Source organism: Streptomyces sp. NBC_01142 (assembly GCF_026341125.1).
Lineage (GTDB): Bacteria > Actinomycetota > Actinomycetes > Streptomycetales > Streptomycetaceae > Streptomyces.
On record NZ_JAPEOR010000002.1, the window covers coordinates 1,367,219 to 1,385,216 of the forward strand.

Annotated in this window: 18 protein-coding genes; 7 read left to right on the top strand and 11 right to left on the bottom strand. The window is 68.8% G+C overall.

What is annotated here, in order from left to right; translation table 11 throughout:
* Positions 1-211 precede the first annotated feature (211 nt).
* Positions 212-1,036, top strand: a complete 825-nt coding sequence (locus OG883_RS23680; RefSeq protein ID WP_266544278.1) for a TerD family protein — start codon at positions 212-214, stop codon at positions 1,034-1,036.
* A 34-nt stretch (positions 1,037-1,070) separates the two neighbouring features.
* On the opposite strand, the gene OG883_RS23685 is transcribed toward OG883_RS23680, so the two are convergent.
* From OG883_RS23685 to OG883_RS23710, 6 genes are all read right to left on the bottom strand, one after another.
* Positions 1,071-1,808, bottom strand: coding sequence for a Tellurium resistance (locus OG883_RS23685; protein ID WP_266544280.1), 738 nt, complete (start codon positions 1,806-1,808; stop codon positions 1,071-1,073).
* Between the two features lie 123 nt (positions 1,809-1,931).
* Positions 1,932-3,059 carry a DUF475 domain-containing protein gene (locus OG883_RS23690; RefSeq protein WP_266544282.1) on the bottom strand — a complete coding sequence of 376 codons (1,128 nt, stop codon included), beginning with the start codon at positions 3,057-3,059 and terminating at the stop codon, positions 1,932-1,934.
* Between the two features lie 69 nt (positions 3,060-3,128).
* Positions 3,129-3,704 (bottom strand): TerD family protein, encoded by a 576-nt coding sequence (locus tag OG883_RS23695; protein WP_266544283.1) that lies wholly within the window; start codon positions 3,702-3,704, stop codon positions 3,129-3,131.
* A 92-nt stretch (positions 3,705-3,796) separates the two neighbouring features.
* Positions 3,797-4,372, bottom strand: coding sequence for a TerD family protein (locus tag OG883_RS23700; RefSeq protein ID WP_266544285.1), 576 nt, complete (start codon positions 4,370-4,372; stop codon positions 3,797-3,799).
* Positions 4,373-4,568: 196 nt separating this feature from the next.
* Entirely contained in the window at positions 4,569-5,027 is a 459-nt protein-coding gene (locus tag OG883_RS23705; RefSeq protein WP_266544287.1) for a peroxiredoxin, read from the bottom strand.
* 112 nt (positions 5,028-5,139) lie between these two features.
* Positions 5,140-5,577, bottom strand: coding sequence for a DUF3052 domain-containing protein (locus OG883_RS23710; RefSeq protein WP_266544289.1), 438 nt, complete (start codon positions 5,575-5,577; stop codon positions 5,140-5,142).
* A 475-nt stretch (positions 5,578-6,052) separates the two neighbouring features.
* Between OG883_RS23710 and aceE the strand changes: the two genes are divergently transcribed.
* Positions 6,053-8,785 (top strand): pyruvate dehydrogenase (acetyl-transferring), homodimeric type, encoded by a 2,733-nt coding sequence (gene aceE, locus OG883_RS23715; protein WP_266544291.1) that lies wholly within the window; start codon positions 6,053-6,055, stop codon positions 8,783-8,785.
* A gap of 144 nt (positions 8,786-8,929) precedes the next feature.
* A complete protein-coding gene (locus OG883_RS23720; RefSeq protein WP_266544293.1) occupies positions 8,930-9,715 on the top strand; it encodes a potassium channel family protein in 786 nt (261 codons plus the stop codon).
* 137 nt (positions 9,716-9,852) lie between these two features.
* Here the strand turns inward: OG883_RS23720 and OG883_RS23725 are convergent, their stop codons facing one another.
* The 3 genes from OG883_RS23725 to OG883_RS23735 all read right to left on the bottom strand — a co-directional run bounded on the left by OG883_RS23725 (position 9,853) and on the right by OG883_RS23735 (position 12,496).
* Positions 9,853-10,161 carry a small hydrophobic protein gene (locus OG883_RS23725; protein ID WP_266544295.1) on the bottom strand — a complete coding sequence of 103 codons (309 nt, stop codon included), beginning with the start codon at positions 10,159-10,161 and terminating at the stop codon, positions 9,853-9,855.
* A gap of 63 nt (positions 10,162-10,224) precedes the next feature.
* Positions 10,225-10,614: a peptidase inhibitor family I36 protein gene (locus tag OG883_RS23730; RefSeq protein WP_266549377.1), complete on the bottom strand. Its 390-nt coding sequence runs from the start codon at positions 10,612-10,614 to the stop codon at positions 10,225-10,227.
* A gap of 268 nt (positions 10,615-10,882) precedes the next feature.
* Positions 10,883-12,496, bottom strand: coding sequence for an MFS transporter (locus tag OG883_RS23735; RefSeq protein WP_266544296.1), 1,614 nt, complete (start codon positions 12,494-12,496; stop codon positions 10,883-10,885).
* Positions 12,497-12,607: 111 nt separating this feature from the next.
* Here OG883_RS23735 and OG883_RS23740 point away from each other — a divergent pair, with 111 nt between their 5' ends.
* The 3 genes from OG883_RS23740 (at position 12,608) to OG883_RS23750 (ending at position 15,691) form a co-directional block, all read left to right on the top strand.
* Positions 12,608-13,246 carry a TetR family transcriptional regulator gene (locus OG883_RS23740; protein ID WP_266544298.1) on the top strand — a complete coding sequence of 213 codons (639 nt, stop codon included), beginning with the start codon at positions 12,608-12,610 and terminating at the stop codon, positions 13,244-13,246.
* A 207-nt stretch (positions 13,247-13,453) separates the two neighbouring features.
* On the top strand, positions 13,454-14,665 hold the full coding sequence (locus OG883_RS23745; protein ID WP_266544300.1) for an alpha/beta hydrolase: 1,212 nt from the start codon (positions 13,454-13,456) through the stop codon (positions 14,663-14,665).
* 75 nt (positions 14,666-14,740) lie between these two features.
* Positions 14,741-15,691, top strand: a complete 951-nt coding sequence (locus tag OG883_RS23750; RefSeq protein ID WP_266544302.1) for a DUF4429 domain-containing protein — start codon at positions 14,741-14,743, stop codon at positions 15,689-15,691.
* A 257-nt stretch (positions 15,692-15,948) separates the two neighbouring features.
* Here OG883_RS23750 and OG883_RS23755 read toward each other — a convergent pair whose 3' ends face one another.
* A complete protein-coding gene (locus tag OG883_RS23755; protein ID WP_266544304.1) occupies positions 15,949-16,965 on the bottom strand; it encodes an aldo/keto reductase in 1,017 nt (338 codons plus the stop codon).
* 6 nt (positions 16,966-16,971) lie between these two features.
* Positions 16,972-17,436: a MerR family transcriptional regulator gene (locus tag OG883_RS23760; protein ID WP_266544306.1), complete on the bottom strand. Its 465-nt coding sequence runs from the start codon at positions 17,434-17,436 to the stop codon at positions 16,972-16,974.
* 86 nt (positions 17,437-17,522) lie between these two features.
* On the opposite strand from OG883_RS23760, the gene OG883_RS23765 reads away from it, so the two are divergent.
* A complete protein-coding gene (locus tag OG883_RS23765) occupies positions 17,523-17,993 on the top strand; it encodes a GNAT family N-acetyltransferase (protein WP_266544308.1) in 471 nt (156 codons plus the stop codon).
* Positions 17,994-17,998: the final 5 nt, after the last annotated feature.

Consider the following 17,998-nt stretch of genomic DNA (forward strand, 5'->3'; position numbering starts at 1 on the left):
ATATATCCCCCGTACTGCCTGAGTGGCCCTGTCGACAAGTGGCCGGTAATAGTACGTAAGCACAGGTGTCAAGAATTCCCCAAGTACATGAAATTCAGGTAACCCATCTGCTTCCCACCTATGACTTCGGTGTATGGAGAAACGGCGGGACCGGGCCGGGAAACGGGCCCCGCGTTGTCCGGGCGGGACCGGGGAAGGCAGGATGGCGGACATGACGCACGCGATGCTGAAGGGCTCGAACGTCCCTCTCGATGCCATGGCCGTACGGGCCGTGCTGCGGTGGACCCCGGGCTCCGGGGTCCCCGATGTGGACGCCTCCGCCCTGCTGCTCGGCCCCGACGGCCGTGTGCGCTCCGACGAGGACTTTGTCTTCTACAACCAGCCGCGCCATCCCTCGGGCCTGGTGCGCCGGCTGCCCAAGAAGCGGGTGGCCGAGCATCTGACGGACACCGTCGAGACGGACCTGGCGGCGCTGGACCCCTCGGTCGACCAGGTGGTGCTCGCTGCCTCCTCGGACGGCGACACCTTCCGGCACGTACGTGACCTGCGGATACTTCTCTACGACGCCGCAGCGTCGGCCGACAGCGAGCCGCTGGCCGTCTTCGATGTGAAGCCGGAGACCGGCGAGGAGACGGCGATCATCTGCGGTGAGCTCTACCGGCGCGGGGACGGCTGGAAGTTCCGCGCGGTGGCCCAGGGCTATCCGACCGGCCTGGTCGGCCTGGCCACGGCGTTCGGCATCTCGGTGGACGAGGCCGAGGCGGCAGCCGAGCCGTCCTCCGGCCAGCCCGAGCCCCAGCCCCTGCCGCAGCCCGAACTGCAGCCCGCGCCCCCGGCGTCCCCGCCCGCGTACGGCTACCCGCAGCCGGGCAGCGCGCAGCCCGCCTACGGCTACCCACAGCCCGCGCCTGCCCCGCCGGCCGCACCCCCGGCGCAGCCCGCCTACGGCTACCCCCAGCCGGCCGCCGCGGCCGCCGGCGCTGTTGACCCGAACTTCCGGCTGCCGCCGATGGGCCCCCAGTTCGTGCGTCCCTGACACGACGTGCGTCCCTGACAGCACGCGAGCCCGCTCAGACGCGGTTCTTGTAGCCGCGCCCCCACTGCAGGCCCCAGCCGTACAGACGGTCCAGCTCCGCCTGGAAGCCGTAGACGAACTTCACCTCGCGGCGCACGATCAGCTCACCCTTCACGTTCTCCATGGAGAACACCGCGCAGGACCGGGCCTGCGGTGCGCGTTCGTCGAGCTCGATCTCGACCCGCGGGCCGTTGCTCGGGTAGAGCGTCACATGCGCGTGCGTACGGTCGAAGGCAGGCGTCTGGTCGTAGATGTAGGCGAAGAACAGCAGCCGCTTGATCGACTCCCGGTGGTCGAGGTTGACGTAGATCGTCTCGCCCGACGGCGAGCCGAACCGGTCGTCGCCGCTGAGCTTCACATAGGGCGCCTCATTGATGGAGCCGAAGAAACCGCCCAATGGCTGCACCACGCCCTTGCTGCCGTCCGTCAGCTCGTACAGACAGCCGAGGTCGAGGTCCACATTGACCACACCCTGGGTGTGCGCCTGGACCACATCGGGCTGGAAGAGCTTCAGGGGGTTCCGCAGCAGCCGGCCGCTCTGCTTCGACCTGCCCTCGATGTCGGAGGTGCGCATCCGCCAGGAGAGGTTGACGCGCAGATTGCCGGTGGCCGCGCCCTGCTTGGTGAGCGAGACCGACGGGTGCCGTTTCGTCAGCTCGATGGAGTTGGTCGCAGCACTGCCCGAGTCGAACTGCGCCGCCCTTCCCCGCCACAGACTGTCCCAGAAGGCCATGCCCCACCCCTGCTGTATCGATGAACCCCGCGGACCCCACTAACCCCACAAACCCCGCGGGGCGGCTCCGAGGCCTGTACCTCGAAGCCGCCCCGCTCAGAGCGTTCCTCAATCGCGGCCGGGTCACACCCCGGGAGGAGCTTCCTGTGGATCGATCCCCTGCTCCGCGAGCGCCTTGTTGCGCCGCAACGAGGACCAGAAGGACGCGGCAATCAGCACCACACCGACCAGGCCGGTGATGAACTCGCTGATCTGGTACTGGATGGTGACCAGGAGGATCACCGCGAGCGCGCCGATCGCATAGTGCGCGCCGTGCTCGAGGTAGACGTAGTCGTCCAGGGTGCCCTGGCGGACCAGGTAGACCGTGAGCGAACGGACGTACATCGCGCCGATACCGAGGCCGAGTGCCATCAGCACGATGTCGTTGGTGATGGCGAAGGCACCGATGACGCCGTCGAAGGAGAACGACGCGTCCAGGACCTCGAGGTAGAGGAACATGAAGAACGCTGCCTTGCCGGCCAGCTGGACTGCGGAAACCTTCTTGCCGCTCCGCTTGGCCTCTTCCTCCAGCTCGTGTTCGTGCTCCTCCTCTTCCTCGATCTTGTTCTCGAAGTAGCCGGAGAGGCCGCCGACGATCAGGTACGTGATCAGACCCGCGACGCCGGAGAGCAGCACCGTCGCCGACTTGTCCGCATGCCCGGCGTGCTGGTGGGCCTGGGTCGCGACGGTCATGGCGCTGACCATCAGCACGATCAGCGCGATGCAGACCGAGAGCATGTCGATCTTGCCCAGCTTCGCGAGCGGCCGCTCCAGCCAGGCGAGCCACTTGATGTCACGGTCCTCGAAAATGAAGTCGAGGAAGATCATGAGCAGGAACATGCCACCGAACGCGGCGATCGACGGGTGAGCGTCGGTGACCAGCTGCTCGTAACGCTCCGCGTCGTTGAATGCCAGGTCGACCGCCTCGATGGGGCCGATCTTGGCGCTGATCGCGACGATCACGACGGGGAAGACCAGGCGCATACCGAACACGGCGATGAGCACGCCGATCGTGAGGAAGATCTTCTGCCAGAAGGCATTCATCTTCTTCAGGATTCCGGCGTTGACGACCGCGTTGTCGAAGGACAGCGAAATCTCGAGGACGGACAGGATCGCGACGACCCCGAACCCGGTCCACCCTCCGTAGAAGACCGCTGCGACCAGGCCGAGCGCGGTGACCGCGAACGACCAGCCGAAGGTTTTCAGAACCACTGGTACCCAATCGTGTAAGTACGGGTCGCCCGCGCACCAAGTACGGGTTTCCCCACTTTGCGCGCGGCTTTACGAAACGTTGACCCCGAAGTCTAGAGCGATGCCTCTCAGCCCTGACGCGTACCCCTGCCCGACGGCACGGAACTTCCACTCGCCGCCGTACCGGTAGAGCTCCCCGAAGATCATTGCGGTCTCGGTGGAAGCGTCCTCACTGAGGTCGTACCGCGCGAGTTCCTGACCGTCCGCCTGATTGACCACGCGAATGAAGGCATTGCTGACCTGGCCGAACGTCTGGCCACGATTGTCGGCCTCATGGATCGAGACCGGAAAGATGATCTTGTCGACATGGGCCGGCACCTGGGGGAGGTCCACCAGCAGCGACTCGTCGTCACCGTCACCCTCACCCGTGAGGTTGTCACCGGTGTGCTCGACCGAGCCGTCGGGGCTCTTGAGATTGTTGTAGAAGACGAACCACTCGTCGCCCAGCACCCGGCCGGACTGGCAGAGCAACGCACTGGCGTCGAGGTCGAAGGCGGCTCCGGTGGTGGAGCGCGCGTCCCAGCCGAGCCCTACCAGCACCTGCGTGAGGTTCGGTGCGGCCTTGGAGAGGGAGACATTGCCTCCCTTGGCGAGCGTGACGCCCATGATGGTGAGTCCTCCCCTAGGTTCTGCGGCGGTCGAGGCACGTCCGGCGCCGCACGGACGTGTGCGGCGCCGGAGGCGGAGATGCTGCCGGCTCAGACGTTCACACCGAAGTCCTGCGCGATGCCGCGCAGGCCGGACGCGTACCCCTGGCCGATGGCGCGGAACTTCCACTCCGCGCCGTTGCGGTACAGCTCGCCGAAGACCATCGCGGTCTCGGTGGAGGCGTCCTCACTGAGGTCGTACCGCGCGAGCTCGTTGTTGTCGGCCTGGTTGACGACGCGGATGAAGGCGTTGCGCACCTGGCCGAAGGACTGCTGGCGGCTCTCTGCCTCGTAGATGGAGACCGGGAACACGATCTTGTCGACCTCGGCGGGCACGCCCGCCAGGTTCACCTTGATCTGCTCGTCGTCGCCCTCGCCCTCACCCGTGAGGTTGTCACCGGTGTGCTCGACCGAGCCGTCGGGGCTCCTGAGGTTGTTGAAGAAGACGAAGTTGCCGTCGTTGGCGACCTTGCCCTCGGCGTTGGTCAGCAGGGCGCTGGCGTCGAGGTCGAAGTCATTGCCGGTGGTGGTCCGGACGTCCCAGCCCAGACCGACGGTGACCGCGGTCAGGTTCGGTGCGGCCTTGGTCAGCGAGACGTTGCCGCCCTTGCTGAGGCTGACTCCCACGAGTCCCTCCTTGGTTGTCAGGGGCAGCGCCCCCGTCGTGCGTTGCATCGGATCAACGACTGGATCCTAGTGACCGGTTCCCGCGCAAAACAGGCCTTTGCGCATCGGCCGGCCCGGCCCGGGAGAATCCGGCCCGCCAGAATCGGCCCAGCAGATCGGGCCGGGAGAACGGCCCGGGAGAATCGGGCCGGGAGAATCAGAGGGTGCCGAGTGCCTTGACGTACTCGTTCAGGTCGCGGGCATCGGGCAGGGCGTTGACGACGGTCCAGCGGACCACGCCCTCCTTGTCGATGATGAAGGTGCCGCGCACGGCGCAGCCCTTCTCCTCGTCGAAGACGCCGTACGCGCGCGAGGCCTCGCCGTGCGGCCAGAAGTCCGACAGCAGCGGGTACTCCAGGCCCTCCTGCTCGGCGAAGACGCGCAGGGTGTGGATCGAGTCGTTGGAGACGGCGAGCAGCTGGGTGTCGTCGTTGACGAACGTCGGCAGCTCGTCACGGAGCGCGCAGAGCTCGCCCGTGCACACCCCGGTGAAGGCGAAGGGATAGAAGAGGAGCACCACATTCTTCTCGCCGCGGAACTCGGAGAGCGTCACGGTGCGGCCGTGGTTGTCCTTCAGCTCGAAGTCCGGGGCCTTGGTGCCGACCTCGATCGCCATGACATGCATCCCTTCGGTAGGCCGATCCAGTGATCCCTACCCTACGCAGATGGCCCCCGCCGACTGACGTCGGCGGGGGCCATCTGCGTAGGTGGACATGCTGTGCTGCGGCTCAGCGCTTGGACTTCGCCGCCTTGGGAGTCACCAGCCTGCTGCCGGTCCAGTCCTTACCGGCGTTGATGCTCTTGGTCTGGGAGAGTCCCGCGGTCTGTGCGGCCTCATTGATGTCGCTGGGCTCGACATACCCGTCACGGCCGGTCTTGGGCGTCAACAGCCAGACGGCTCCACCTTCGTCGATCAGACCGATGGCGTCCACCAGTGCGTCCGTAAGGTCGCCGTCCTCGTCCCGGAACCACAGCAACACGACGTCTGCGACGTCGTCGTAGTCCTCGTCGACGATTTCCTGGCCCGTCACGGCCTCGATGCCCTCACGGAGCTCCTGCTCGACGTCATCGTCGTAGCCGATCTCCTGGACCACCTGTCCGGGCTCGAACCCCAGCCTTGCGGCTGGGTTGGTCCGCTCCTCCGCGTGGTCCGCGGTCGCGCTCACGGCTTGCCTCCTGATCGTTTTCGGAAAATGCTGCGGCCGCGCGCGTACGCGCGGCGTTGGCCGTAGTCCACACGGGCGGGACGGATCGCGCAAGTACCCGGCCGTTCAGACCGCCGAAACGGTGACGTTTGCGGCCGTCTCGACGCAACTCCAGGCACGCTCGAGGCCCTCTCGCGATTCATGGCACACCATTCGGCCATATTTGCGCCTTTCCTCCCTTTCGGTACGCCAATCGGAACCGAACAGCCGAACGGAACACATTGGCGGCTCGGGCGTAAGGTTGCGATTTGACCGAACCCGGAACCGGAGTTCGGAACGGATGTCCCGGACTACCGGGGTTACCCCCCGGTAGAGATGACGTTTGCCTCCCCGCGGTACACGATGGAGGCGGTGCGACACCTCGCAGAGCATCCCGTATGTCCCGTACGACCTTTACGTCCCGTAGAGGCAGTACCCCGAACAGCGAAGGAATAGCGTGGCTTCCGGATCCGATCGCAACCCGATCATCATTGGCGGCCTTCCCAGCCAGGTCCCGGACTTCGATCCTGAAGAGACCCAGGAGTGGCTGGACTCTCTCGACGCCGCCGTCAACGAGCGGGGCCGGGAGCGTGCCCGCTACCTGATGCTCCGCCTGATCGAGCGGGCCCGCGAGAAGCGCGTGGCCGTGCCCGAGATGCGCAGCACGGACTACGTCAACACCATCGCCACCAAGGACGAGCCGTTCTTCCCCGGAAACGAGGAGATCGAGCGCAAGGTTCTCAACGCGACCCGCTGGAACGCCGCGGTGATGGTCTCCCGCGCGCAGCGCCCGGGTATCGGTGTCGGCGGCCACATCGCCACGTTCGCCTCCTCCGCGTCCCTCTACGACGTGGGCTTCAACCACTTCTTCCGTGGCAAGGACCAGGGCGACGGCGGCGACCAGATCTTCTTCCAGGGCCACGCCTCGCCCGGAATCTACGCCCGCGCCTTCATGCTGGACCGCCTCAGCGAGGCCCAGCTCGACGCCTTCCGCCAGGAGAAGTCCAAGGCCCCCAACGGTCTGTCCAGCTACCCGCACCCGCGGCTGATGCCGGACTTCTGGGAGTTCCCGACCGTCTCCATGGGCCTCGGCCCCCTCGGCGCGATCTACCAGGCGCGGATGAACCGCTACATGGAGGCGCGCGGCATCGCCGACACCTCCACGTCGCATGTCTGGGCCTACCTCGGCGACGGCGAGATGGACGAGCCCGAGTCGCTCGGCCAGCTCTCCATCGCGGCTCGCGAGGGCCTGGACAACCTGACCTTCGTCGTCAACTGCAACCTGCAGCGCCTCGACGGCCCGGTGCGCGGCAACGGCAAGATCATCCAGGAGCTGGAGTCGCAGTTCCGCGGCGCCGGCTGGAACGTCATCAAACTGGTCTGGGACCGCTCCTGGGACCCGCTGCTCGCACAGGACCGCGACGGCATCCTGGTCAACAAGCTGAACACGACGCCGGACGGCCAGTTCCAGACGTACGCGACCGAGACCGGCTCGTACATCCGTCAGCACTTCTTCGGCGACGACACCCGGCTGCGCGCCATGGTCGAGAACATGACCGACGAGCAGATCCTGCACCTGGGCCGCGGCGGTCACGACCACAAGAAGGTCTATGCGGCATACGCGGCGGCCAAGGCCCACAAGGGCCAGCCGACCGTGATCCTCGCCCAGACGGTCAAGGGCTGGACCCTCGGCCCGAACTTCGAGGGCCGCAACGCCACCCACCAGATGAAGAAGCTGACGGTCGACGACCTCAAGGGCTTCCGCGACCGTCTGCACATCCCGATCACCGACAAGCAGCTCGAGGACGGCGCGCCGCCGTACTACCACCCGGGCCGTGACTCGGAAGAGATCCAGTACATGCACGACCGCCGCAAGTCGCTGGGCGGGTACGTCCCGACCCGTGTCGTGCGTGCGAAGCCGCTGGTCCTGCCGGAGGACAAGACCTACGCGACCGCCAGGAAGGGCTCGGGCCAGCAGTCGATCGCCACGACCATGGCGTTCGTCCGCATCCTCAAGGACCTCATGCGGGACAAGGAGATCGGCAAGCGCTTCGTGCTGATCGCCCCGGACGAGTACCGCACCTTCGGCATGGACGCGTTCTTCCCGACCGCCAAGATCTACAACCCGCTGGGCCAGCAGTACGAAGCGGTGGACCGTGACCTGCTGCTCGCGTACAAGGAGTCGCCGACCGGGCAGATGCTGCACGACGGCATCTCCGAGGCCGGCTGCACCGCGTCCCTGATCGCGGCCGGTTCGGCGTACGCGACGCACGGCGAGCCGCTGATCCCGGTGTACGTCTTCTACTCGATGTTCGGTTTCCAGCGAACCGGCGACCAGTTCTGGCAGATGGCCGACCAGCTCGCGCGCGGCTTTGTGCTGGGCGCGACCGCGGGACGTACGACTCTGACCGGTGAGGGTCTCCAGCACGCGGACGGCCACTCCCAGCTGCTCGCGTCGACCAACCCGGGCTGTGTCGCGTACGACCCTGCCTTCGGCTACGAGATCGCGCACATCGTCAAGGACGGTCTGCGGAGGATGTACGGCGAGAACGCCGAGGACGTCTTCTACTACCTGACCGTCTACAACGAGCCGATCCAGCACCCGGCGGAGCCCGCCGACGTGGACGTGGACGGCATCCTCAAGGGCATCTACCGCTTCAAGGCGGGCGAGGCCGGTGAGATCCCCGCGCAGATCATGGCGTCCGGTGTGGCCGTGCCGTGGGCGGTCGAGGCGCAGAAGATCCTCGCCGAGGAGTGGAACGTCAAGGCCGATGTCTGGTCGGCGACCTCCTGGAACGAGCTGCGCCGCGAGGCCGTCGACGTCGAGCGGTACAACCTGCTGCACCCGGAGGAGGAGCAGCGCGTGCCGTATGTGACGCAGAAGCTCTCCGGCTCCGGCGGCCCGTTCGTGGCGGTCTCGGACTGGATGCGGTCCGTTCCGGACCAGATCTCGCGCTGGGTCCCCGGCACCTACCAGTCGCTGGGCGCGGACGGCTTCGGCTTCGCGGACACGCGGGGTGCGGCCCGTCGCTTCTTCCACATCGACGCGCAGTCGATCGTTCTCGCGGTGCTCACCGAGCTCGCGCGGGACGGCAAGGTCGACCGCTCGTTGCTGAAGCAGGCGGTGGACCGCTACCAGCTGCTGGATGTGGCGGCGGCCGACCCGGGCGCGGCAGGCGGCGACGCGTAGGCACCTCGGTACGCGGAAGCATCTCGGGCACGCGTAGGCATCTCGCGCAGGTGTCCGGGCACGCGAAGGCGTCTCGGTAACGGTTCGAAGGGCGGCAGGACCCCATGGGGTCCTGCCGCCCTTCGGTCTCCTTACGATGCGGACATGAAGCAGCGAACAGCACAGGTCCGGTGGGAAGAGCGCATGCATACGCCCCTGCTCTCGCTCGCCCTTGCGTTCGCCGTCGCGTACGCCGTCCCGATCGTGGTGCCCGGCGCGGACCCGTGGGTGCACGCGGTATGTCAGATCACCGAGTGGGTGGTGTGGGGGACGTTCGCCGTCGACTACCTCGTACGGCTGGTGCTGGCACCGTCCGCGTGGCTCTTCGTACGCAGCCATCCGCTGGATCTGATCGCGGTGCTGCTGCCCCTCGTGCAGCCGCTACGGCTGCTGCGGCTCGTCTCGACGCTGCTGCTGGTGGGCCGGCGGGCCAGAATGGCGCCGCAGATCACCCTGACGACGTATGTCGGGGGCGCGGTGGTCGGGCTGCTGATGTTCGGGTCGCTGGCCGTGCTCCATGTGGAGCGGGACGCGCCGGAAGGGAACATCAAGACGCTGGGTGACGCGGTGTGGTGGTCGTTCACGACGATGACGACGGTCGGGTACGGGGACCACGCGCCGACAACCGGGCTCGGGCGGATGCTCGCGGTCGGGCTGATGCTCTCGGGGATCGCACTGCTCGGTGTCGTCACCGCCAATATCGCGGCGTGGTTCATCTCCCGCTTCGAGCGGGACGACGCGGAGGAGCGCCGTCGCACGGCGCTCCTGGAGGCGCTCACCCGGGAGGTCAAGGAACTGCGGGCGGAGGTCGGGCGGCTGACGGGCCCGGCGGCGGCCCCCGCCGTACCGGCGCAGGGTGACGCCTCCGGGCCCGACAACGCGGCCGTCTGAACTGTCCGCCCGGCCGCGCTCAGGCTCATCGGCCGGGCGGGCCGTTTGCCGTGGGGCCGCGTAGGCCGTGTGGTGTAGGCCGTGGGCCGTGTGGCACGGGCCGTGTGGCGTGGGCCGTGTGGCGTGGGCCGTCGGAGTCAGAAGAGACCGTTGCCCATGGGGGAGGCTCCCGCCAGCCAGACGATCGCCAGCACGGTGTCGATGGCACCGAGCACGACGGCGACCAGCGCCGGAATCGGCTGTGCGCCGTTCCAGCGGCGCCCCATGCCGAGCCGGCCGCAGACGATCGCGATCGGGCCGAGGACGATCCCCAGCACGAAGAATCCCGCGATCGCACAGATCAGCCCGGCGATTCCGAGTGCCGCGCGGTCCGGCCCGCTCCGCGACCACGTCCGGCCTCGTGAGCGGGGGTGCTTGCGCGTGGTGTGTCCGAAGCCCGCCATCATCACTCCCTGAGGTTGTCGATTCGCGGGTTGTCGATTCGCGGCTCGGACTGCGGGTACCCCGGTTCAGCTCTCCCAGACCTTGAAGGCCCGCACCCGGTACGGGGATTGGGGTACCCATGTCCCGCCGCCCGGGTAGGTCTCGAACTCTCCGGTCTCCGCGCACTCCTCGGACTGGTAGGTGGTGACGGGCCGCCCGGTCCGGTTGGCGAGCGCCTGTGCCGAGGTGCCGGGCGGCAGCGGCACACAGCTCTCGATGTCGAGCCCGGCGAGCTCGTGGGTCCGGCGGGTCCCCCTGAAGTCACCCTTCTCCCAGAGGCAGAGCTCGCCGGTGGCGCACTGTCCGAGGCCCGGTGCGGCGACTGCGGCTGCCGCCCGAGGCAGGTGAGGCAGCTGGAGCAGCTGGGGCATGAGTGCTGCTGCGGCCAGGACTGTGGCCGTGACGGTCTTGCGCATATCGGTCAACCCCCGTGTCGTACGGATCACTTGACCGCACACTGACCTGCGGATCCCACGTCAGGGAAGAGGGTCGGACGCACGCCACCCGGATAGGCGACATAGGCGACAGTGGCACGGGCGCACCCGCAGTGCCCGGTCGGGCCCGAAACGCAACCACCGCGCGCACGAAGGCTGCCCGGCCGCATGGCGCACCCGGCCCTCTCCACCCGACGGCGCATGCGCCGCAGGCGGGGGTGGGCTCGGGTGCGGGTGTCACGCGAACGTGTCAGATGTGGGCGCCGCCCGCGCCCTGGTCGGCGTTCTCGCCGCGCTTGGTGAAAATGGCGACCACCGCCGCGACGACCGCGACCACACCCGCCACGGTGAAGGCCAGGCCCATGCCCGACATGAACGTGTCGTGGATGACGCCACCGATCCTGTCGAAGGCATCCGGCGTCACGCCCGGCGCCTTGGCCAGCTGCTCCGGGACCGCGCCCAGCTTGGCGGCCTCCTCCAGCTTCGGGTCGGGCGGCGTGCGAAGACCCGCGTCCGCCCAGTTGACGGGGAAGTCCGTGCTCACCCTGGACGCCATGACCGCACCCAGGACTGCCGTACCCAGCGCGCCACCGACCTGCATCGCGGCCTGCTGGAGGCCGCCGGCGACACCGGAGAGCTCCAGCGGGGCGTTGCCGACGATGACCTCGGTGGCGCCGACCATGACCGGAGCCAGGCCGAGGCCCAGCAGGGCGAACCAGATGGACATCGGCAGCGTGCCGGTCTCCGTCGTCAAAGTGGTCATGCCGAACATGGCGACCGCGGTGCAGACCATGCCGCCGACCAGCGGGATACGCGGCCCGAACCGGGTGATCAGTGCGCCCGCGACCGGCGAGGAGACGATCATCATGGCCGTCAGCGGCAGCAGATGCAGACCGCTGTCGACCGGGGTCATGCCGTGGACGCCCTGGAGGTAGAACGTCACGAAGAACAGGCCGCCCATGAAGGCGAAGGCCATGAGCACCATCAGCACGGTGCCCGCCGACAGCGGCACCGAGCGGAACATGCCGAGCGGGATGAGCGGTTCCTTGACCTTGGTCTCCCAGAAGGCGAACACCGCGAAGAGGATCACCGAGGCCGCGAGCCAGGCCCACGTGTTGCCGCTGCCCCAGCCCCACGACTCGCCGGCCTTGATGATGGCCCAGATGAGGGCGAACATCGCGCCCGACAGCAGCAGGATGCCGACGATGTCGAAGGACTTCGGCGCGTTCTCGGCCCGGTAGTCCTTGAGGACCAGCAGGCCGAAGACGAGCGCGAGAACGCCGACCGGCACATTGACGAAGAACACCGACTGCCAGCTGACGTGCTCGACGAGCAGACCGCCGACGATGGGGCCGCCCGCGGTCGAGGCGCCGATGACCATGCCCCAGATACCGATCGCCATGTTCAGCTTCTCGGCGGGGAAGGTGGCGCGCAGCAGACCGAGCGCGGCCGGCATCAGCAGGGCACCGAACAGACCCTGGAGCGCCCGGAAGGCGATCACCAGGCCGATGCTGTCCGACAGACCGATGGCCCCCGAGGCCGCCGCGAAGCCCGCGATGCCCAGCAGGAAGGTCTGGCGGTGGCCGAAGCGGTCGCCGAGCTTGCCGGCGGTGATCAGCGCGACGGCGAGCGCGAGGAGGTAGCTGTTGGTGATCCACTGGACCTCGGAGGACGACGCCTGGAGATCCTTCGCGATCGCGGGGTTGGCGATCGCGACGATCGTGCCGTCCAGCGCGACCATCATCACGCCGACGGCGACGGAGAGAAGCGTCAGCCAGGGGTGGCCGCGCAGCCCTTTGACCGGCGTCGGCCCGAGCCCCTGCGGACCCTGCGGCGCCTCTTCGACGGTGGTCTGACTAGTCATGCATGCGAGGTTATGACAGCGACTGACAGTTGACAAACCCATTCACAAGTCGGTAACTGTCACGTAGCTCACAGGCAGCTGAGCGGGTCAAAGCCGGAAAGGGACCATGAAGTGACGGCCGAGCCGACCGGACTGCGTGCACGCAAGAAGCAGCGCACGCGCGACGCCCTGCTGCGCGTCGCCCTCGAACTCTTCACCGCCAAGGGGTACGAGCAGACGACCGTGGACGAGATCGTCGAAACGGTCGAGGTCTCCCAGCGCACCTTCTTCCGGTACTTCGCCAGCAAGGAGGAGGCCGCCTTCGCCGTCCAGGAGCTCGTCGAGACCCACTTCATCGCGGAGTTGCGCGAACGACCCGCCGATGAGGGGCCGTTCGAAGCCCTGCGCAACGCGGTGCTGTCCGCCTGGGACACCATCGGCGAGGCCATCGAGGAGATCGTGCCGGTCGAGCTGCACATGCGCAGCTACCAGATGATCGAGTCGACGCCCGTGCTGCTCGCCGCCCATCTGCGCCGCTCCACCGAGGTGGAGGAGACCATCGCCGAGCTGATCGCCGAGCGCGAGGGGCTCGACGTGGACGCGGACCCCAGGCCGCGTATCGCCGTCGCCGCATTCAGCGGGGTGATGCGAGTGACGGGCCGGCTCTGGGGGCAGGGCGTGGACGCCAGCATGGAGTCGCTCCGGGGGCTGACGGAGGCCTACCTCGACCACCTCGGACCCGCGCTCGCCGAGAACTGGCGCACCTCATGAATCGAGAACCGGCGCCCCGCACGAATCGAGAACGGCGCCCGGCGTAAATGCGGCATAAGGGCGCGACGTTCCCACGACACGAAAGCGGCGGAGCGTACGCCTCAGGTGCACGCAGTGTGACCACTTTCCCCCTCTTTCCCCGCAGGACACGTGATCTCACTCACGGTCTTCACGACGCCCCTCGCGCTTCTTCTAGGGTGTCCCGCAGTGACTTCCTTCGACTCCTCCCCCACCCTGACCGCATGGCGCACTCTGCTCGCCCTCGCCGTCGTGTTCGTCATGCTGGCGACGACCGGCTGGACAGCGATACGACATCAGAACGGTCCCCGTGACGCTCTCGAGGCCGAGCTGACCGCCTGGGGGAAGGCCCGCATCGGTGCGCGCGCACTGCCCGGCCCCGACTCGCCGCCGCAGCAGCTCGCCACCTTCTTCTCCTCGCTCGGCAGCGGCCAACGCGCCCGCCTCGCCGACCGGTTCCCGCTCGTCGTCGGAAACCTCAACGGCGCCCCGGTCACCCTGCGCTACCACGCAAACCGCCAGTCGCTCGCTAAATCGCTCGATACGGAGCGCGTGCGCGTGAACGACGCCCACCTCAGCCCGGACGGCCGCCACGACGCGGTCCGGCGGATGCACCGCTTCGAGGCGCTGATGCACCCCGACCGGCAGATACTCGCCTTCGACCCTTCGGGATCCGGCAAGGTCGCCGAGGTCTTCGGCGACCTCGACGACGCCGAGCGCGTCTCCGTGGTCGTCCCCGGCGTCGACACCAATCTGCTCACCTTCCAGCGGACCGCCCGCAAGTACACGGCGCCCGTCGGCATGGCCCAGTCCCTGTACGCCGCTCAGCGGGCCGCCTCTCCCGGTACCCGTACCGCCGTCATCGCCTGGGCCGACTACACCGCGCCCGTCGGCGTGGGCGTGGACTCGGCCATCGGCCGCCTTGCCGAGAACGGCGCGGTACGGCTGACCGCACTCACCGGCGCGCTGCCCGGCGACTCGAGCGTCGCGCTGTTCTGCCACAGCTACGGCTCCGTGGTGTGCGGCGTCGCCGCCCGTCATCTGCCCGACCGCGTCGGCGACATAGCGGTGGCCGGCAGCCCGGGCATGCGCGCCGAGAACGTGGCCGGGCTGCACTCCCGGGCGCGGGTGTGGGCGATGCGGGACGGCGACGACTGGATCCAGGGCGTGCCGCACATGGCGGTCGGCGGGATCGGTCACGGCGAGGACCCGGTGACACCGGAGTTCGGGGCGCGGCTGCTGTCCTCGGCGGGCGCTGTCGGCCACACCGGCTATTTCGAGCCGGGTACCGAGAGCGTCAGCAACTTCGCCGAGATAGGGGTCGGTTCGTACCGCAGCGTGAGCTGTGCGAGCGCCAATGACACGTGCCGCGGTGGTATTTACGGCGACGGCACGGCCTGACGCGCGTAGAGCGTCGTGGACCGGGGTGAGCGCCGAGGGGCGACGCGCGGGCGCACGGCGCCTACGATGAGGCCCATGGGTGATGTGCTGGCCGGAATTCAAGCCACTTGGGAGTTCGAGACCGACTCCCTGCTCATCCGCTTCGAACGGGGAATCCGCACGCCGAAGCTCTTCTCTGCGCTCGGCGAACGCCGCATCCCCCACGAAGCGTTGACGGCGGTGACGCTCTCGCCGGGCAAGCGCGGGACGGTGGTGCTGCACGCTGTGCCCAGACCCGGCGCGGATCCTCTGATGGAGGCAGCGGCCGGGCAGCTCAAGGAAGGCTGCGACCCGTACCGGCTGGTGCTGCCCGCGGATCGCGAGACGCTCGCCGAGTACTACCGCGACGAACTGCGGGCCCTTCTCCCGGCGGACGCGGACGAACCCGCCGAGCGGTACACCGTGGCGGCGCCCGAGGCCCCGCTCAACTTCAAGGCGTACGACGGAAAAGCCTCCTTCGACGGCTCGCACGTAACCTTCCGCTGGTTCTGGACGGGTGCGTCGTCGGCCAAGTGGAAGGCGGGCGACCAGAGTTTCCCGGTGTCGGAGCTGAGCGGGGTGGAGTGGCGCTCGCCCGAGGTCTTCGACGGCTATCTGCGACTGCTGCCGCGCGGAAACGGTTCTGGAGCGGGGGCGGGCGCGGCAGCCGGTTCGGGCTCGGCCCCCGGCTCGCCCTCCGGTTCCGGGCCCGGGTCCGACGACGGGCCGCACGGGCCGCGGCCCGCACAAGCGGACCAGGACCCGGCGGCGGTGGTCTTCGGGCTCGGGTACGGGCCGGTGCACGAGTCGCTGCCTTTCGCGGCGGCGGTGCTGGAGTCCGTACGGAACGCGGGCACGGCGCCGGCCCTGGCGATGCGGCCGGCGGACCGCCGGGACCCGGCCGACATCGCGGAGCGGATCCGGCATCTCGGGGACCTGTACCAGGCGGGGCTGGTGACGGACGAGGAGTTCAGCACGAAGAAGACGCAGCTGCTCGCGGAGCTGTGAGAGCCGCGGCCCGACACCTCCGCGGCAACGAGCCGGGGCTGCCGGCACACCCGCCGGGCGCGGCGGCGGTTCCTGGTTCGTTTCCCGGTACGGTCCCGGGGCCGCCGGCCGGGCGCCCCCACTCCCCCGGCCGGCTCCTCTCCGGCCCGGATGCCGTTCTACGCCCGGGCGGTACGCGTGCGGCCTCGGCCCCGCAGGCGACGAAGACCCTCCGCGCAGCAGCAGCGCTGCACGCGGCGGGCTTCGCGTCCTTCCCCCTAGGCCTCGCGTGCCGCCGAGGTCGAGGACATGTCCGGGTAGCGGTCCCCCTCCACCAGCCCGGCGATCGGCTCCAGAACCGCCAGCTCCTCCGCGGTCAGCGTCAGCCGGGTCGCGCCGAGGTTCTCCAGCAGCCGGCTGCTCTTGCGGGTCCCGGGGATCGGGACCACGGCAAGGGCGTGCACCTCGGCCCGCTGCTGCACCCAGGCGAGGGCGACCTGCGCCGCCGTCGCGCCGTGCGCGGCCGCGATCTTGTGGACGGGCTCCAGGAGGGCGGCGTTGGCCCTGGCGTTGTCGCCGGTGAAGCGCGGCTGGAACTTACGGAAGTCGTCCGCCGCCAGTTCCTTGGCGGCGTCCGCGAACGCGCCGGTCAGGAAGCCGCGTCCGAGCGGCGAGTACGGCACGAAGGCGACGCCCAGCTCGGCCGCCACGCCCACCGCGCTGCGCTCTACGTCCCGGCTGAACAGGGACCACTCCGACTGCAGCGCCGCGATCGGGTGCACGGCGTGCGCCTCGCGCAGCTCCGGGCCGGTGACCTCGCTCAGCCCGAGGTGTTTGACCTTGCCCTCCCGTACTAGCTCGGCCATCGCGCCGACGGACTCGGCGAACGGCACGGCCGGGTCGCGGCGGTGCATGTAGTACAGGTCGATGACGTCGGTCTTCAGCCGCCGCAGACTGTCCTCGACGGCCTGGCGGATGTACGCGGGGTCGTTGCGGATGCCCCGGTAGTGCGGGTCGTCGGTCCGCTCTATGGCGAACTTCGTGGCCAGGACGATCTCGTCGCGGTGCGCGCCGACGAAGGGCGCCAGGAACTCCTCGTTGGCCCCGCGCCCGTACACATCGGCGGTATCGAAGAGTGTGACGCCCGCCGCCAGCGCCGCCTCCAGGGTGTCCCGGGCCGCCTGCGGGTCCGTCTCTCCGTAGAACTCGCTCATGCCCATGCAGCCCAGGCCCTGCACGCCGACCTGCGGTCCGCCGGTCCCGAGCCGTACCTGTGCGATCTTGCTGTTGCTCATCAGGGTTCAGAGCCTCTCCGACGCCCGCCGGGCGTCCGCGTAAAAGTCGATCTTGTAGTCGAGTACGGCGAGGGTGTCCTGGAGTTCCGCCATCCGCGCGAGTACGTCGCGCCGGGTCTGCTCCAGCAGTTCCTGCCGCGCCTCGAAGGTGTGCTCGCCCTCCCGCACCATCTCGGCGTAGCGGACCATGTCCGCGACCGGCATTCCGGTCAGCCGCAGCTTGCCGACGAAGGCGAGCCAGTCCAGGTCGCGGTTGGTGAAGCGCCGCTGCCCCGTGTGTGAACGGTCGACGTGCGGCATCAGCCCGATCCGCTCGTACCAGCGCAGGGTGTGCGCGGTGAGTCCGGTGAAGGCGACGACCTCGCTGATCGTGTAGCGGTCCTGCCCCTCGGGGCGGGGATGCGCCCGGGGAGCCGCGGCGCAGATGTCCGTCCGTGCGGGCCGTGCAGGCGTGCTCTCGATCAACGTCATGCCCTCAACGCTAAAACCCTGGAGTGCACTCGAAGCAAGGAGAAACGGATGGAAGTTTTCGTGTACCGCCGATTAGCCTCCGGCGCATGAGCCCCGCACGCCCCGCACGCCTCGCAGCGCCCGACGACGCCGAAGAGCTGGTGCGCCTCCGCAAGGTCATGCTGGATTCGCAGGCCGGCGCCGACCCCGATGCCGACTGGCAGCCCACCGCCGTGGAGACCCTCCGAAAGAAGCTCGCCGACCCGGCCGCCGACCTCACCGCCTTCGTGGTCGAGCGCCCCGGGGGTCTGGCGGCCTGCGCGGTCGGCACCATCGAGTACCGGCTCGGCGGACCGGGCAATCCGCAGGGCGCGAGCGGCTATGTCTTCAGCGTCGCGACCGACCCCGACATGCGCCGCCGCGGCCACTCCCGCGCCTGCATGGAGGCACTGATCGACTGGTTCCGCGAGCGCGGCGTGCGCAGGATCGACCTGCGCGCCTCCTCCGAGGGCGAGCCGCTGTACGCCTCCCTCGGCTTCGCCCGCACCCCCGACCCGGCCATGCGGCTCACTCTGTAGAACCG

What these genes read in the sequence shown, in the direction of transcription:
- OG883_RS23680 (WP_266544278.1), top strand. Translation starts at nt 212, where the DNA reads ATGACGCACGCGATGCTGAAGGGCTCGAACGTCCCTCTCGATGCCATG.
- OG883_RS23685 (WP_266544280.1), bottom strand. Translation starts at nt 1,808, where the DNA reads ATGGCCTTCTGGGACAGTCTGTGGCGGGGAAGGGCGGCGCAGTTCGAC.
- OG883_RS23695 (WP_266544283.1), bottom strand. Translation starts at nt 3,704, where the DNA reads ATGGGCGTCACGCTCGCCAAGGGAGGCAATGTCTCCCTCTCCAAGGCC.
- OG883_RS23705 (WP_266544287.1), bottom strand. Translation starts at nt 5,027, where the DNA reads ATGGCGATCGAGGTCGGCACCAAGGCCCCGGACTTCGAGCTGAAGGAC.
- OG883_RS23720 (WP_266544293.1), top strand. Translation starts at nt 8,930, where the DNA reads ATGAAGCAGCGAACAGCACAGGTCCGGTGGGAAGAGCGCATGCATACG.
- OG883_RS23725 (WP_266544295.1), bottom strand. Translation starts at nt 10,161, where the DNA reads ATGATGGCGGGCTTCGGACACACCACGCGCAAGCACCCCCGCTCACGA.
- OG883_RS23730 (WP_266549377.1), bottom strand. Translation starts at nt 10,614, where the DNA reads ATGCGCAAGACCGTCACGGCCACAGTCCTGGCCGCAGCAGCACTCATG.
- OG883_RS23735 (WP_266544296.1), bottom strand. Translation starts at nt 12,496, where the DNA reads ATGACTAGTCAGACCACCGTCGAAGAGGCGCCGCAGGGTCCGCAGGGG.
- OG883_RS23750 (WP_266544302.1), top strand. Translation starts at nt 14,741, where the DNA reads ATGGGTGATGTGCTGGCCGGAATTCAAGCCACTTGGGAGTTCGAGACC.
- OG883_RS23755 (WP_266544304.1), bottom strand. Translation starts at nt 16,965, where the DNA reads ATGAGCAACAGCAAGATCGCACAGGTACGGCTCGGGACCGGCGGACCG.
- OG883_RS23760 (WP_266544306.1), bottom strand. Translation starts at nt 17,436, where the DNA reads ATGACGTTGATCGAGAGCACGCCTGCACGGCCCGCACGGACGGACATC.
- OG883_RS23765 (WP_266544308.1), top strand. Translation starts at nt 17,523, where the DNA reads ATGAGCCCCGCACGCCCCGCACGCCTCGCAGCGCCCGACGACGCCGAA.